Raw genomic sequence first — 15291 nt, forward strand, 5'->3', positions numbered from 1 at the left:
AATTGGGACATAGCCTTTTTATTGCTGGCTATCCATCCCTTGGCGCTGACAGAGGCGCATCGTAATGAGAGAAACTCAGAGGCGGGAGGCAAAATAGAGATTCACCAGCTTGATAAAGTTGCGCTTGCGTTTGTATTCGGTCGCCAGCGTCCGGAGCTGCAGGCTAAAGCTCTCCTGCAGCGCCTTGTCATCCCCAAGCGATTGCTCCCGCTTGCGCAGCGTCGCCGCAGCTTGCTCATAGCCATCGTTCTGACCTGTCGCCACATAGCTGGCGGCAACCCGAAAGGTATAACTGATGGCCAGCAGCGGATTGTACGGGGCGATTTTGTCCGCCAGGGTAAGCAGCAGCTCCGGGCTTATCTTGTGGGTGGCCACCCAGTCACAGGCATCCAGCACCCGCTCCTGATCGAGATAGAAGCGCACCAGCGCATCCTGATGAGAGGACAAATTGAACGGCTGACTGACCGCGGCCTGATCCTTGAAACACTGCTCGGCCCAGGGCAGCAGGGTTTCGTCCTGCCACTCCAACTGTTGTTGCAACTGGCGCAGCCGCTTGAACCCGTCAAAATGAGGCATCCGCTCGAACCCGGCCCGTGCCAGACGCCATGCCCGCCCCTTCTCGCCGAGGGCGATAGAGAGCCGGATCTCGACCTCATCGCACTCACTCTTTTCATGGGGTGATACCGCCAGCTTGCGCGCCTTGGCGAGCCAATACTCCCCCTCCAGCGGCTCATCATGATCGCAGCAGATGCTGCAGAGCCGGAGCCAATCCCGTGGCATGGTGGCAATACTGGCCAGCAAGGTCAGCTCGCGGCGCCAGTCACCGGCCGCGCGGGCCGCATCCAGCAAGGGGAGGGTATAGCGTTGCAGATCCCAGTCATACTCATCGCCCGGCACTCGTTCCGCCCGCAAGCTGGCGAGCTTCTGCTCGCAGCGCGCCAGAAGGGCCGGACTGTGCATGATATCGCCAAACGCCTCCTCTTCGGGGAAGATATCCTGCGGTTGCTCGATGAGGTGAGTAAAGAGCCAGTCGATCTTGTCACTCTCTGGCCATGGCAAGCGAGCAAAAAGCGCAGGGAGGCGTTCGCAGAGCGCAAACTCCAGCTCGCAGCGATCGCCATTGGAGTCATCAACCTGTAACAGCACGGTATTGAGCCGGTCCAGCGCGTAACAGGTCAGCGGCCACTGCTGCTCGAGCGGGAGGGTATCGATCCCCTCCCAGATCTCTTCAAACAACGCTTCGGCCTCGCTGAAGTAGTCGCTCACCGCCCGCCACTCCCACACATCCCGCTTGGGCAGCGCCCTGTTGATCATGCTTTTCAGTTTGGCCGGCGAGAGCGGCTGCTCACTCAGTTCCACTTTCCTCAACCAATAATCCCAGCGTTTCGGGTCGCGGCGGATCTCATCGATCAGCACATCGAGCAGCGCCGGTTGCGCTTGCCGCTCGAAATAGCCGCGCAATCTGGCCCGCGCATCGGACACCTGTGCCACCGCACCCTCCTCACCGTCCAAGCCGCTTAGCTGCATATTGAAGGCCAGCGCGGTGGCGACTGCGTGTTTGCAGAGTGTCTGATAGTCGGCTGCGGGGCAGTTGCAGTGACTCACCATCGTACGCCCGCACTCCAGTCTGACCCGATAGAGATGACTGCCCTGTACCCTGGCGGTGATGGTCTCACCATCCTGAGCGAGCTGCTGTACCGCCCCCTGACTGGCCAGTTTCACCCCCTTGGCAAAGCTGGCGTCGCCGCTTTGCGCCTTGAGTTCGGCAATATCGATCAGTTCAGCAGAATGTGAGGTGCTGTGGGCCAAAGGGGCTCTCCTTCTCCGGTGTGGCTATGGTCAGATGGCGCCATACATGTGATGGCAGGATTTATCGAAAACAGATCGCATCAAAGCTCGGTGTCTCATCCCATATGGCGTGCTGATGTTCGTTTCTGCGCTCGGCCAGATAAGGCTTGAGGGTTTGCAGGATGGTGATGGACGCGAGCTGCGCATGCAACTGTTTGATATCGCACTGCAGGTAGATAGTACCGATGATCCTCTAACGCGAGATCGGTCTTCTTCTTCGCTCTCTGTTTGAACTTGTGCAAGGCGCCCTCCAGGTCACCATATCACCTGATTGCTGGCAATCTGTTAACGGTATTTAACCCTTGGTATCCACAGGGTTAAAGGGCATACCCCATGAAAAAATGCCATATGGCCAGCTTGATGGAGGTCACATTCCTCCCCCGCGACCCTCCCTATCATGCCCTCATCATTCGCCAGCCCGTCAAGTTGGCGATGGCACTTAAGTGGAACACTCACGAATAACAAGAGAACAGACCATGCAGCAAACCAGCCCCCTCAAGACGGTCACGGTCAGCATATTGGCAACCGCCATGCTGATCTTTGTGGCCCAGTACCTGATAGGCAAGCAGGAGATCAAGATCGGCATCGCCATCATCCCGATCCTGCCGATGCTCTTTGCCGTCATCATCGGCATGTGCATTTCCGCCAAGCCGATCAAGGATCGCATCCCCGGCTGGAAGCAGCTCTTCACCGAGAAAGAAGAGGGCTTCTGCGGCAAGATGGTGGGCTTCAGCCTGCTGATCCTGGGCACCCAGTATGCGGGGATGATCATCCCCAACCTGAAGATGATCCTGAGCGTCGGCGTGCCGCTGTTCCTTCAGGAGATTGGCAACCTGCTGCCGATCCTGATCGCCATTCCGCTGGCGGTGAAGTTCGGCTTTGGCCGTCGCGCCATCGGGGCCTGCTCCTCCATCAGCCGTGAGCCGTCGGTCGCGGTGATTCAGGGCAAGTTCGGCACCGGATCCCAGGAGTACATCGGTGTGCTGGCCATCTACCTGTGCGGCTCCGTCATCGGCACCCTCTGGTTCAGCGTGCTGGGCAGCATCGCGCCCCTCACCGGTCTGCACCCGCTGGCGCTGGCCGCAGGTTCCGGCGTGGGCTCAGGCTCCATGCTGAGTGCAGCCTCCGGTGCCCTGATCAACGGTCTCGATGAGGCGCTGGCCCAGCAGGTGCTGAGTATCGCAGCTGCCTCGAACCTGCTCTCGTCTGCCCTCGGCGCCCTCTCCCTCACCTATCTGGGTCTGCCGCTCGCTGAAAAAATCTATGCCCTGACTGCCAAAGGAGAGAAAGCATGAAAAGCATCGTAATGGATATGCGGTTCGTCTTTCTGGCGATCCTGCTGGCCATGTTTACCCAGACCCTGACCACCGGCACCCCGCTCTGGCTGATGGGTGACAGCTTTATCGCCATGTCACTGGTGGTGTTCGCCTCGCTGATTGCCAAGCGCTATCTGCCCTCCTCCCTGCCGGCATTTGCCTATGCCACCATCATCGGCATTCTCATCTGCCTGCCGGAGACCCCGGTGCGCGGCCTCTTTATCGATGCCGTTGCCAAGATCTCCTTCCTCTCCTGCTGCGTGCCGCTGCTGGCCTTCGCCGGTCTCTCGGTGGGCGGTCAGCTGGAAGAGCTGAAAAAGATGTCGTGGAAAGTGATCCTGATATTCATGATCGTCTCCACCTGCTGCTTCTTCGGCGCGTCGCTGGTCGCCCAGCTCGGCTTCTCCATGCAAGGGATCATCTGATGAACAACATCCACATTGAACCGGCCCTGCTGGCCCTGCGCGACTTCAGTCAGGAAGTGCGCCACCACCTGCACACTATTCCGGAAGCCTCCGGCGTCGAATTCAAGACCTCGGCCTACTGCCGCGAGCTGATGGCAGGCTTTGGCTATCGCCTCACCGACTACCCGGGCTTCACCGGTTTCCACGGTGATCTGGTAGTTGATCCTGTGCTGCCGACCATCGCCTTCCGTGCCGACATGGATGGCCTCGAGATGCACGACATGAGCGACGTTGCGTTCAAGTCGAGCCACGAGGGGATGGCCCACAACTGCGGCCACGACTCCCATATGGCGATCGCCCTGACCGCAGCCAAATTTCTCTCCGAACAGCGCACCCGCCTGCAGTACAACGTCCGCTTTATCTTCCAGATGGCGGAAGAGGATATGCGGGTGCCGGGCGCCGAGAAGATGGTCGAACTGGGCTGCATGAAGGGGGTGGACGAGGTCTATGCCCTCCATAACGACGGCGCCATGGAGACCGGCACCATCAAGTTCAACAACGGCGTCATGTCCTCCTGGGGCTCCGCCTGGACGCTGGATGTGCACGGTATCTCCGCCCACGGCTCCACCCCCCACAAGGGTCTGGATGCCATCCGCGAAGCGGTGCGGATCATCGAGGATATGGACTACATCGTCGCCAAGCGCACCAGCCCGTTCAGCCCGGCCGTATTTGGCTGCGGCATGATCAATGGCGGCACCATCCCCAACGCCATCGCCGACCATGTGCAGGCGCGCGGCACCATCCGTGCCATGGATGCCGAGACCGACCAGATCCTGAAGAACAGCTTCAAGGAGATCGTGGCCCAGAGCGAACTGCGCGGCTTCAAGACCAAGATGGTCTATGCCGGTTATCCGGCGGTGGAGAACCACGCAGATGCCTGCGCCCGTCTGCTGCAAGCGGCCGCCGATGTATTGCCCTCTGAGGGGATCAACGCTCAGGGTCAGCCGATGACCGGCAGCGAAGATTTCAGCTACATGGTCAACGCCTGCCGTGGCCGCAAGGGGGCCATGTTCTTCCTCGGCAGCGGCTGTCAGGCCAAGGGGATCTGCAACTACCTGCACGCAAATCCCTACTATCTGGATGACGACTGCCTGCTGGTCGGTGCCCAGATCTTTATCCATCTGGCAACGACTAAAAGCGCCTGACAGGCCAAGGGATTTGCAACTACCTGCATCAGGTCAAATCCCCTACTACCTGGATGACGACTGCCTGCTGGTCGGTGCCCAGATCTTTATCCATCTGGCGACCCGCAGCGATTAATCCCGCATACCGATAAAACCAAAAGAGAGGCCATGGCCTCTCTTTTTTTATCTCTGCATGTTTGCTCTGTGTACGATAAACAACCCGAGGCTAGAGCCACGGCAACTCCGCCATATTGGCAGTCGGCTGCTGATTGATCAAATGAAGTTGCACCGTCTCCCGGCTGATATGGGGGGCATAGAGGTGGATAAAGTCGTACATGTAGTCACGCAAATGGGCATGTTTGCGCAGGCAGATGTGGGTGGCGCTCGAGGCGATCAGGTGGTCGATATTGAGGCTCACCAGATCCTCCCTGTCCCCCTCGTCGAAGGCCACACTGGCAATCACCCCGACCCCCATCCCGAGCCGGACGTAGTGCTTGATCACATCAGTATCGGTGGCGGTCAGCACGGTTTTCGGCGAGAGGCCGTGGCGGCTGAAGGCTTTGTCCATCTTGGATCGGCCGGTAAAGCCGAACACATAGGTGATGAGGGGATAGCGGGCCAGATCGGCCATCGACAGCGGCTGGCAGTCGATCAGCGGATTACCGTGGGGCACCACCACGCTGCGTCCCCAACGATAACAGGGAACGGCGGCCAGCTCGTCGAACAGATACATGGACTCGGTGGCGATCGCCATATCCACATCGCCGCTTTGCACCATCTGGGCCAGTTGGGCAGGCGCCCCCTGATGGAGCTGGATCGCCACATCGGGATAACGACGGCTGAACTCGGTGATCACCGCTGGCAGCTTGTAGCGAGCCTGGGTGTGGGTGGTGGCGATACGCAGCACCCCGCTGGTAGCCAGCTGCTCCCCGAGCGACAGCTGGTTGATCTGCTCCACCTGCGCCACTACCCCCTTGGCCAACTCCATCACCTGCTCGCCTGCGCTGGTCAAGCCGACCAGACTCTTCCCCTTGCGGGTAAAGAGGGAGAGTCCCAGCTCATCTTCCAGCATCTTCATCTGCTTGCTGAGGGTGGGCTGGGAGGTGTAGAGCTTCTCCGCCGTCGCCGAGATGTTGAAGTTGTTCTTCACAATCTCGGTAAAGTTCTTTAGCCGGGCGATGTTCATCTGGGCAAGGAATCTCGCTGCTGCGGCCAGTGGGGCTGGCCTGAAAAAGAGAGAGCGGGGCTGGCCCCGCAGCTGACCGCCGACCATACCACAGCGCGGCGCACGATAATCTGCCTCAGGTCAGAAAGCCGCGAGCTAGTCGCTGGCGAGCTTGATCCCGAGCCCGACAAACAGGGTGCCGATGCCCCGGTTGAGCCAGCGACCGAGACGCTGTGACAACCGAACCTTGTGGCTGGCATAGACGGTGGTAAAGACCAGCAGGTGACACCAGATGATGCCGCCCAGATTGAAGATGCAGCCGAGCAGAATAAAGGCGAGCGCCTTGTCGGGGGCATCCGGTGCGATGAACTGGGGCACGAAGGCGAGGAAAAAGAGCGCCACCTTGGGGTTGAGCACATTGGTCAGCACCCCCTGCCGGTAAATCTGGCCATAGGAAAGTGCAGGCAGAGTGGCCCCTCTTTCCATTGATCCTGTTGCCTGCTGGCGCAGCAGAGAGAACCCCAGATAGATGAGGTAGATGGCCCCAACCAGCTTGATAAGGGCAAACAACTCGGCCGACGCGCTGAGCAGGGCCGACAGACCGAGGGCCGCCGCCAGCACATGCACCATGACACCGGTGCCGATGCCCAACGTCGCGACCGAACCGGCACGCCACCCTTGCGAGCCGCTGCGCAGCATGACCAGCAGGGAGTCGGGCCCCGGCATGATATTGAGCAGCAGCCCCGAAACCATAAACAGTGCAAGATCATGAATACCGAACATCATCCCTACCCTCGTAAAGCAAAACCAAACAAAGAGGGCTCCGCAGAGCCCTCTTTCCTTTCCTCTGCGGCAGCTGACGCATCATCAGCTGTCCCGCCAGCCATCAGGGCCGCAGCGCCTTGTCAGCACGCGAGATGCCGCAGACGCCGGAGCGCACCACTTCGATGATCTCGTTGGTCTGGGCGGCAGTCTTGATAAAGGCATCCAGCTTCTCGCTGGTACCCACCAACTGCACCGTGTACTGCTCGGGGGTGACGTCGACGATCTGACCGCGGAAGATATCCGCCAGCCGTTTCAGCTCGTCACGAGCCCCACCGGCAGCGCGCGCCTTGACCAGCGCGATTTCCCGCTCGATATGCTCCCCTTCACTCAAGTCGCACACCTTGAGCACATCCACCAACTTGTGCAGCTGCTTCTGGATCTGCTCCAGCACCCGCTCGTCACCCATGGTGACTATGGTCATCCGCGACAAGGTGGGATCCTCGGTGGGGGCCACCGTCAGGGTCTCGATGTTGTAGCCGCGCTGGGAGAAGAGGCCCACCACGCGGCTCAGGGCGCCGGATTCGTTCTCCAGCAGAACGGAAATTATATGTCTCATGATATTTCCCCCGCCTTGCTCAGCCACATCTCATCGGCGGCGCGATTCACCAGTACGACCGAAATAATATGTTCCATCGTCAGGTTCTCTCCGTCTTGCTCAGCCACATCTCATCCATGGCACCAAACTTGATCTGCATCGGATAGACGTGCTCATCCGGGTCGACCGAGATATCCATGAACACCAGCCGATCCTTCATGGCGAAGGCCTTCTCCATGGCGCTCTCCAGCTCGGCCGGATCGCTCACCGCGATACCGACGTGGCCGTAGGCTTCCGCCAGTTTGACGAAGTCCGGCAGCGACTCCATGTAGGAGTGGCTGTGACGGCCGCCGTAGAACATCTTCTGCCACTGCTTGACCATGCCCAGCGCACGGTTGTTGATGGAGATGATCTTGATGGGTACCCCGTACTGCAAGCAGGTCGAGAGCTCCTGAATGTTCATCTGTACCGAGCCGTCGCCGGTGACGCAGCAGACCACCGAGTCCGGGTTGGCAAACTGGGCCCCCATGGCAGCCGGAATACCAAAGCCCATGGTGCCGAGGCCACCTGAGTTGATCCACTGGCGCGGCTTGGCAAACGGGTAGTAAAGGGCGGCAAACATCTGGTGCTGGCCGACGTCGGAGGCAACGAACGCCTGACCCTGAGTTACCTTGTAGAGGGTCTCGATCACCTGCTGCGGCTTGATCTGGGTGGCCGATTTTTCGTAGGCCAGACAGTGACGGGAGCGCCACTGGTTGATCTGGCTCCACCACTCCGCCAGCGCCTCCTTGTCGTTATCGAAGCCACACTCGCGGATCACCTCCAGCATCTGCTCCAGCACGGTTTCCACCGAGCCAACGATGGGCACATGGGCCTGCACCGTCTTGGAGATGGAGGTAGGGTCGATGTCGATGTGGACTATGGTGGCGTTGGGGCAGAACTTGGCCACGTTGTTGGTGACGCGGTCATCGAAGCGGGCACCCACGGCGAAGATAAGATCCGCGTTGTGCATGGTCTTGTTGGCTTCGAAGGTGCCGTGCATCCCCAGCATGCCGATAAATTGCGGATGGACGCCGGAGAAGGCCCCCAGCCCCATCAGGGTGGTGGTCACCGGCAGGTTCAGCAGCTCCGCCAGCTTGGTCACCAGATGATCCGCATTGGCGTTGATGGCACCGCCGCCCACATACATCACCGGGCGCTGGGCATCCACCAGCAGCTTGGCTGCCCGCTTGATCTGGCCCTTGTGGCCCGACTTGGTCGGGTTGTAGGAGCGCAGGGATACCGACTCGGGATACTGGTAGGGGAATTTCTCTTTCGGGTTCTGCACATCTTTGGGCAGATCCACCACCACCGGCCCCGGGCGGCCGCTGGCGGCAATGTAGTAGGCCTTCTTGATGGCCTCGGGAATATCGCTCGCCTTCTTGCACAGGAAGCTGTGCTTCACCACCGGGCGGGAGATACCGATCATGTCGGTCTCCTGGAACGCATCCTCACCGATCATGCTGGTCGGCACTTGGCCGGAGAGGATCACCAGCGGAATTGAATCCATATAGGCGGTGGCAATACCGGTAATGCAGTTGGTCGCTCCCGGGCCAGACGTTACCAGCACAGTCCCCACCTTGCCGGTGGAGCGGGCGTAGCCGTCAGCCATGTGAACCGCGGCTTGCTCGTGCCGCACCAAGACATGCTCCATCTTGCCGTTTTCGAAGAGAGCGTCATAGATGTCGAGCACTGAGCCACCAGGGTAGCCGAAGACGTGCTCAACTCCCTGATCTTCCAGCGCTCTAACCACCATCTGGGCGCCTGATAACATCTCCATGATAAAGCCCTCCAGGCTTTGCTCCGTTTAGCGAATCCCGCCGACGATGCCGTGCTTCCCGGCACGGCCCGATCCGTTTCTTGTTGTTATCTGAATGCAGATCGGCCCGATTCAGCCCCGTCGACAGGTGAAAAAAAGGATTTTTCCGTCATTCACCCGAAAATCGGGTGAAAAACCAACTTAACCCGCCAATGAACGGTTGTCCACGGCTTTGTCTGACCAGAACAGTCATAGATTTCAACCGGCTATTAACATTCAATGAGTTGCCGCAGCGACCATGAGACAAATGGGAAGGAAGTCGGGGAATGGCCAGCGGATCATTCCGCTGAGGGGAAAAACAGCCACAAAAAAGCCCACCGCTCAGCGGTGGGCTTGATTCCGGATGATGACTCAGTTGTCCTGATCCGGCTCCGCCAGCCAGATCTGCTGATCCGGATCGGTCTCTTCACTGACCGAGATGCTGACGCCCATATCGAGCAACTCGTGCAGGGTCAGATTGTCCGCCAGCGTCATGGTTTCGCCATTCTCATTGGTAAAGCGCATTTGCTCCGTCCTCTCCTTGGTGGGATCGCCTTTCAGTCTAGTCAACAACGCTCACTTGCGATAACCAGCAGCTGGATAAACAGTCGCCCCCATCCAGCTCGCTCAGGCGATCACTCACCTCCTCCGGAAACAGGGTGCGCGCCCATAGCCGGCGCGACAGAGAGGCTACGCTCTCGTCAGCGCCCGCTGCCAGCCAGCGGGCCAGCTCCCCCGCTACATCGGGGTAGCAGACCGCCCCCGGCGAAGCGCTGTCGAGCCAGGTGCGCACCAGATTGGCATCGAGCACATCCATCAGGGTCGCCAGACCCATCATCTCGAGCGTCTTGCCGTTGGTCAGCTGCTCGAACTGGCCGCCGAGGGGTTTGACCAGCAGCTTCTTGCCGAGGGTGAGCGCTTCGGAAGCCAGCTCGAAACCCGCGTTGGAGATGACGCCGCGACAACCGGCCAGCACGGCGACAAACCCGTGCCGTGACGGCGGCTCGAAGCGCAGGTTGCGCCATTGGCTCGGGGTGCGAATGGCGGGGTGAAAGCAGACGAAGCGCTGCTGACCAAAGCGCGACAACAGGGCGGCGATCGCCTCGGTCTGCTCGAACGGCAGATAGACCAGGATCTCGCCGTTATCCGGCGCGGCGGCGATGGGGTCGATCACCGGCGGCAGCAAGGGGTGACCAAAGTGAAACCAGTGCAGCCCGAGCGGCTGATCCACCTGGGCAAAGTGGCGCATCAGCTGGCGGCTGACCCCATCCTCCCCCCAACGCGGGATGGGCCAGTTGAAGCTGGCCTGATGACTGACGGTGAGGCTCGGCTTGCCATAGCGGCGGGCGGCGTGGGCGGTCAGCGGCTCAAAATCGCTCACCACCAGATCGTATTCGCGGCAGTCGAGAGACCGCAGATCCCGCCAGAAGGTGAGCGGCGATGCGGCCTGCAGGGTGCGCCACGGAGAAATTCGCCCCTCGTGACTGACAAAAGTGAGCCCGGCAAAGGCGCGGTAGGCGCCAAACTCCTCCATATCGAAGTAGCGCTCGGCGGGGCGGCCGCTGAAGAGATAATCCACCTCGACCCCGGCGCTGCGCAGCGCCCGCGCCAGGGTGCGACTGCGACTGATATGACCGTTGCCGGTGCCTTGCACACCAAACAGTATCCTCATGAGTGGCTCCAGCCGAGCGCCAGCACGGCGCAACCGCCACCCAGCAGGGCACCGGCCACCAGATCGCTCAGGTAGTGCACCCCGAGCAGCAGCCGCGACGCCCCCACCAGCGCAGCCCAACCAAACAGCAGGGGGGCCCAGAGCGGAAAACCGATGGCCAGTATGGTGGCCATCAAGAAGGCGGCGGCGGTGTGGCCGGAGGGGAGGCTGTAGCGATCGGAAGGAGTGATAAAGACCGGCAAGCCAATCGGTCGTTGCCGTTTCAAGCTGTTTTTCAGCAGCAGATAGAGGGGTAGCTCGATGGCGAAGGCGAGCAGCGCCAGTCGCACCAGTTCCCGCTCTGCCTCTCCCTGCCACCAGAGCAGGGCGGCCAGCACGGCGTAAAGCGGGCCATCACCGGTGCGGGAAACAAGACGACTCACCCTCGCCTGCTGCCGGTTGTAGCCGTGCAGCAGGCAGACCCGGCACACCTGCAGGTCCCATTGCTGGATCTTGTTCATAGCCCCTCCTTCCCTGAATTCTGCTTGCAGAGTAGGAAAGCGGGATGACGTTACGTTGAACGAGGGATAACAGATTTATGAAAAAAGGGCCGAATGGCCCTTTTTAATCTCGATGTTGCGGCAAAATCAGTGGCTGCCGCGCAGGCCGGTCTCCATCAGACGGCAGTTGTGATCCGCCAGACGGGCCATGAAGTGCTCATCCACTTTCAGGCCAAACACCTGCTCGTAGAGATCTTTCATCACGAACGGCTGCCACATCATGCTGAGGAAAGAGATCTTCAGCATCTCGGGATCCAGGTTATCACCCAGCTCGCCGTTGGACTTCATGGTTTCCAGCAGGGCATCGAACTGCGGCAGCTGACGCTCCAGCAGGCGGTTCAGCACAAAATCCCGGCCCGGGCTCTTCTCGGTCGACAATGCGCTGGAGATGGCAGAGGTCAGCTCGCTGTTGGGCGCCATCACCTGATAGTAGGTGTTGAGCAGCTCGTTGAGGCTGTGATTGCTGTGTTCATCTTGCCAGGCATGGTCGAGGGGCTCGGCGACATCGCCCAGCACCGCTTTGTAAAGACCCTCTTTACTGCCGAAGTAGTAGTGGATCATTGCCAGATTGGAGCCAGCAAGCTCGGCAATTTCGCGGGTAGTCACCTTGCTATAGGGAGTATTGAGAAAACGCTCACGGGCGGCAGCAAGCAACTTGTCACGAATGTCAGAACGTCCGACCGGACGACCAGGTCTACGTTTTTCCATTTAACACCTCAGATAATTCAGCCAATGCTGATAAGTCGATCTGGTTGTGCAGAGAATAGAGCACAGCAGGAATGACCAGATAATCGGTCATGGGCCGAATATGGGACAAGGAAATTTGCAATCCTTTACAATCCGATTAAATACGTCAGCAGATTGCCCCTGACCTTCCGTGTTGACACAGCATAAAAATCTCGATATTGGTAAAAGCGTTATCGACTGGAAGGAATAACAACGTCATGCGTATCGCCACCCCGCTACTACTAATCTCCCTAATCGCGTTAACTCGCGCGGGATCCTTGTAGCCGGGCTAAGGCATAGCCGGAATTTACAAAAACCCGTGCACCCTGCACGGGTTTTTTTATGCCGCCGCAGGATGCACGTTACCGAACTTAGGAAGAGGGAAGTCACATGTCAGATCGGGTCATCATATTCGACACCACCTTGCGTGATGGTGAGCAGGCCCTGGCGGCCAGTTTGACAGTCAAGGAGAAGCTGCAGATAGCCCAGGCGCTGGAGCGGCTCGGTGTCGACGTCATGGAGGTGGGCTTCCCGGTCTCCTCTCCCGGCGATTTTCAATCGGTGCAGACCATCGCCCGCCACATCAAAAACAGCCGGGTCTGCGCCCTCGCCCGCGCCCTTCCCAAGGATATCGACGCCGCAGGCGAAGCCTTGCGGGTCGCCGAAGCATTTCGCATCCACACCTTTATCTCCACCTCCTCCATCCATGTGGAGAGCAAGCTGAAAAAGAGCTTCGAGGATGTGCTGGAGATGGGGGTCGGCGCCATCAAGCACGCCCTGCGCTACACCGATGATGTAGAGTTCTCCTGCGAGGATGCGGGCCGCACGCCGATCGATAATCTCTGCCGCATGGTGGAGGCCGCCATCAAGGCGGGTGCCCGCACCATCAATATTCCCGACACCGTGGGCTACACGGTGCCGACTGAGTTCTCCGGCATCATCCACACCCTGTTCAACCGGGTGCCCAACATCGACAAGGCGATCATCTCGGTCCACTGCCACGACGATCTGGGGCTCTCGGTGGCCAACTCCATCGGCGCGGTGCAGATGGGGGCCCGCCAGATCGAGTGCACCATCAACGGCATCGGTGAACGGGCGGGCAACTGCTCGCTGGAAGAGGTGGCGATGATCCTCAAAACCCGCGCCGATCTGCTCGGGGTGCAAACCAATATCCGCCACAACGAAATTCATCGCACCAGCACGCTGGTGAGCCAGCTCTGCAATATGCCGGTGCAGCCCAACAAGGCGATCGTCGGGGCCAACGCTTTCTCCCACAGCTCCGGCATCCATCAGGATGGGGTGCTCAAGGCGAAAAATACCTACGAAATCATCACTCCCGAGAGCATTGGCCTGACCCAGAACAACCTCAACATGACCTCCCGCTCCGGCCGCCATGTCATCAAGCACCGGATGGAGTCCATGGGGTATGCCGAGAGCAGCTACGACCTCGACCACCTCTACGGCAAGTTCCTGACCCTGGCCGATAAGAAGGGGCAGGTGTTCGACTACGACCTCGAAGCGCTGGCCTTCTTCAGCCAGATCCACGAAGAGCCGGAGCACTTCAAGCTGGAGTACCTCGGGGTCCAGAGCGGCAGTTCGGTACTGGCCACCGCCTCGGTCAAATTGAAGGTGGGTCAGGATCTGATTTGCGAAGCGGCCACCGGCAACGGCCCGGTGGATGCGGTCTACCAGTGCATCAACCGAATCACCGGCTATGAGATCCGCATCGATAAATATGCCCTCAAGAGCAAGGGCGAAGGGGAAGATGCCCTCGGTCAGGTCGATATCGTCGCCGAGTACAAGGGGCGCAAATTCCACGGCATGGGACTGGCTACCGACATCATCGAATCCTCAGCCCACGCTCTGCTCCATGTGATCAACAGCATCTGGCGCGCCGATCAGGTGGCCGAGCAGATGGAACGCAATAACAGCATCAAATCAGAAACCGTCTGAACAGGGCTCGGAACCAAACAGATGGAATGGAATGACAGCATCAAATCGGAAACCATCTGAGCAGGACTCGCAGCCACACAGACGGCATGGAATGACAACATCAGGACGGGGAACGTCTGAACCGGGAACCGCGCGCAGCGTCGGGAAAAACGGGCAGAGGGATCTCAAAGACAATATCAGGATGGAGAGTGTATGAGCAGTTATCGGATCGCAGTATTGCCGGGTGACGGCATTGGCCCGGAAGTGATGGCCGAGGCCGTCAAGGTGCTGGAGAAGGTGCAGGCCAAGTTCGGCTTTGCCTTCGAATATGATCGCCATGACGTGGGCGGCATCGCCATCGACAACCACGGCACCCCGCTGCCGCAAAGCACGATCAAAGGCTGCGAAGCGGCCGACGCCGTGCTGTTCGGCTCGGTGGGCGGCCCGAAATGGGAACATCTGCCACCCAACGATCAGCCGGAACGTGGCGCCCTGCTGCCGCTGCGCGCCCACTTCAAGCTGTTCTGCAACCTGCGTCCGGCCCGCATCTACACCGGTCTGGAGCAGTTCTCCCCGCTGCGGGCCGACATCTCCGATCGCGGTTTTGACATCGCCTGCGTGCGCGAGCTGACCGGTGGCATCTACTTCGGCCAGCCCAAGGGGCGCGAGGGAGAAGGGGCGAACGAGAAGGCGTTCGACACCGAGGTGTACCATCGCTTCGAGATTGAGCGCATCGCCAAGATTGCCTTCGAATCGGCTCGCGTGCGCCGTGGCAAGGTCACCTCCATCGACAAGGCCAATGTGCTCGCCTCTTCCATTCTGTGGCGCGAGGTAGTGACGCAAGTTGCCAAATCCTACCCGGACGTGGCACTGAACCATATGTACATCGACAACGCCACCATGCAGCTCATCAAGGATCCGTCCCAGTTCGACGTGCTGCTCTGCTCCAACCTGTTCGGTGACATCCTCTCCGACGAGTGCGCCATGATCACCGGCTCCATGGGGCTGCTCCCCTCTGCCAGCCTCAACGAATCGGGTTTCGGCCTGTTCGAGCCGGCCGGTGGCTCGGCCCCCGATATCGCCGGCAAAGGGATTGCCAACCCCATCGCCCAGATCCTCTCAGCCGCCCTGATGCTGCGCTACAGCCTGGGCCAGGAAGCCGCCGCCCAGGCCATAGAGCAGGCCGTGGCCCAGACCCTGGCTGAGGGTTACTTCACCGCCGACCTGCATCAGGCCAGCGCCCGCCATCCGGTGCAGAGCACGTCCGAGATGGGCAGCCAGATCGCAGCCCGGATCTGAGCCGCACAA

14 protein-coding genes are annotated in these 15291 nt (G+C 59.8%); 5 read left to right on the plus strand and 9 right to left on the minus strand.

Going from position 1 to position 15291, the window contains the following annotated elements:
- Positions 1–75 precede the first annotated feature (75 nt).
- On the minus strand, positions 76–1809 hold the full coding sequence (locus BN1115_RS19910; protein ID WP_042658539.1) for an SWIM zinc finger family protein: 1734 nt from the start codon (positions 1807–1809) through the stop codon (positions 76–78).
- A gap of 515 nt (positions 1810–2324) precedes the next feature.
- On the opposite strand from BN1115_RS19910, the gene BN1115_RS19915 reads away from it, so the two are divergent.
- From BN1115_RS19915 to BN1115_RS19925, 3 genes are read left to right on the plus strand one after another with little or no spacing between them, the layout of a single operon-like run.
- Entirely contained in the window at positions 2325–3143 is an 819-nt protein-coding gene (locus BN1115_RS19915; protein ID WP_042658540.1) for a DUF3100 domain-containing protein, read from the plus strand.
- The gene (locus tag BN1115_RS19920; RefSeq protein WP_042059844.1) at positions 3140–3589 is read left to right on the plus strand and encodes a hypothetical protein; all 450 of its coding nucleotides are present in this window, start codon (positions 3140–3142) and stop codon (positions 3587–3589) included. The genes BN1115_RS19915 and BN1115_RS19920 overlap by 4 nt, the downstream gene beginning before the upstream one ends.
- Entirely contained in the window at positions 3589–4773 is a 1185-nt protein-coding gene (locus tag BN1115_RS19925; protein WP_042658541.1) for a M20 metallopeptidase family protein, read from the plus strand. The genes BN1115_RS19920 and BN1115_RS19925 overlap by 1 nt, the downstream gene beginning before the upstream one ends.
- A gap of 205 nt (positions 4774–4978) precedes the next feature.
- On the opposite strand, the gene BN1115_RS19930 is transcribed toward BN1115_RS19925, so the two are convergent.
- The 8 genes from BN1115_RS19930 to BN1115_RS19960 form a co-directional block, all read right to left on the minus strand.
- Positions 4979–5938, minus strand: a complete 960-nt coding sequence (locus BN1115_RS19930; protein ID WP_042658556.1) for a LysR substrate-binding domain-containing protein — start codon at positions 5936–5938, stop codon at positions 4979–4981.
- A gap of 135 nt (positions 5939–6073) precedes the next feature.
- Positions 6074–6700, minus strand: a complete 627-nt coding sequence (locus tag BN1115_RS19935; protein WP_042658542.1) for a LysE family translocator — start codon at positions 6698–6700, stop codon at positions 6074–6076.
- Between the two features lie 103 nt (positions 6701–6803).
- Positions 6804–7298, minus strand: coding sequence for an acetolactate synthase small subunit (gene ilvN, locus BN1115_RS19940; RefSeq protein ID WP_005311605.1), 495 nt, complete (start codon positions 7296–7298; stop codon positions 6804–6806).
- A gap of 79 nt (positions 7299–7377) precedes the next feature.
- Entirely contained in the window at positions 7378–9096 is a 1719-nt protein-coding gene (locus BN1115_RS19945; protein ID WP_042658543.1) for an acetolactate synthase 3 large subunit, read from the minus strand.
- Positions 9097–9486: 390 nt separating this feature from the next.
- Complete coding sequence (locus BN1115_RS22485; protein WP_098972262.1) at positions 9487–9639, minus strand: hypothetical protein; 153 nt, start codon at positions 9637–9639, stop codon at positions 9487–9489.
- A gap of 37 nt (positions 9640–9676) precedes the next feature.
- Complete coding sequence (locus BN1115_RS19950; RefSeq protein WP_042658544.1) at positions 9677–10786, minus strand: MJ1255/VC2487 family glycosyltransferase; 1110 nt, start codon at positions 10784–10786, stop codon at positions 9677–9679.
- Positions 10783–11286 (minus strand): phosphatase PAP2 family protein, encoded by a 504-nt coding sequence (locus BN1115_RS19955; RefSeq protein ID WP_042658545.1) that lies wholly within the window; start codon positions 11284–11286, stop codon positions 10783–10785. The genes BN1115_RS19950 and BN1115_RS19955 overlap by 4 nt, the downstream gene beginning before the upstream one ends.
- Positions 11287–11412: 126 nt before the next feature.
- Positions 11413–12033 (minus strand): TetR/AcrR family transcriptional regulator, encoded by a 621-nt coding sequence (locus BN1115_RS19960; protein WP_042059830.1) that lies wholly within the window; start codon positions 12031–12033, stop codon positions 11413–11415.
- Between the two features lie 408 nt (positions 12034–12441).
- Here BN1115_RS19960 and leuA point away from each other — a divergent pair, with 408 nt between their 5' ends.
- Together leuA and leuB are read left to right on the plus strand one after the other, a co-directional pair.
- On the plus strand, positions 12442–14004 hold the full coding sequence (leuA, locus tag BN1115_RS19965) for a 2-isopropylmalate synthase (protein WP_005341192.1): 1563 nt from the start codon (positions 12442–12444) through the stop codon (positions 14002–14004).
- Between the two features lie 192 nt (positions 14005–14196).
- On the plus strand, positions 14197–15282 hold the full coding sequence (gene leuB, locus BN1115_RS19970; RefSeq protein ID WP_042658546.1) for a 3-isopropylmalate dehydrogenase: 1086 nt from the start codon (positions 14197–14199) through the stop codon (positions 15280–15282).
- Positions 15283–15291: the final 9 nt, after the last annotated feature.

It is taken from the genome of Aeromonas allosaccharophila (assembly GCF_000819685.1).
GTDB lineage: Bacteria > Pseudomonadota > Gammaproteobacteria > Enterobacterales > Aeromonadaceae > Aeromonas > Aeromonas allosaccharophila.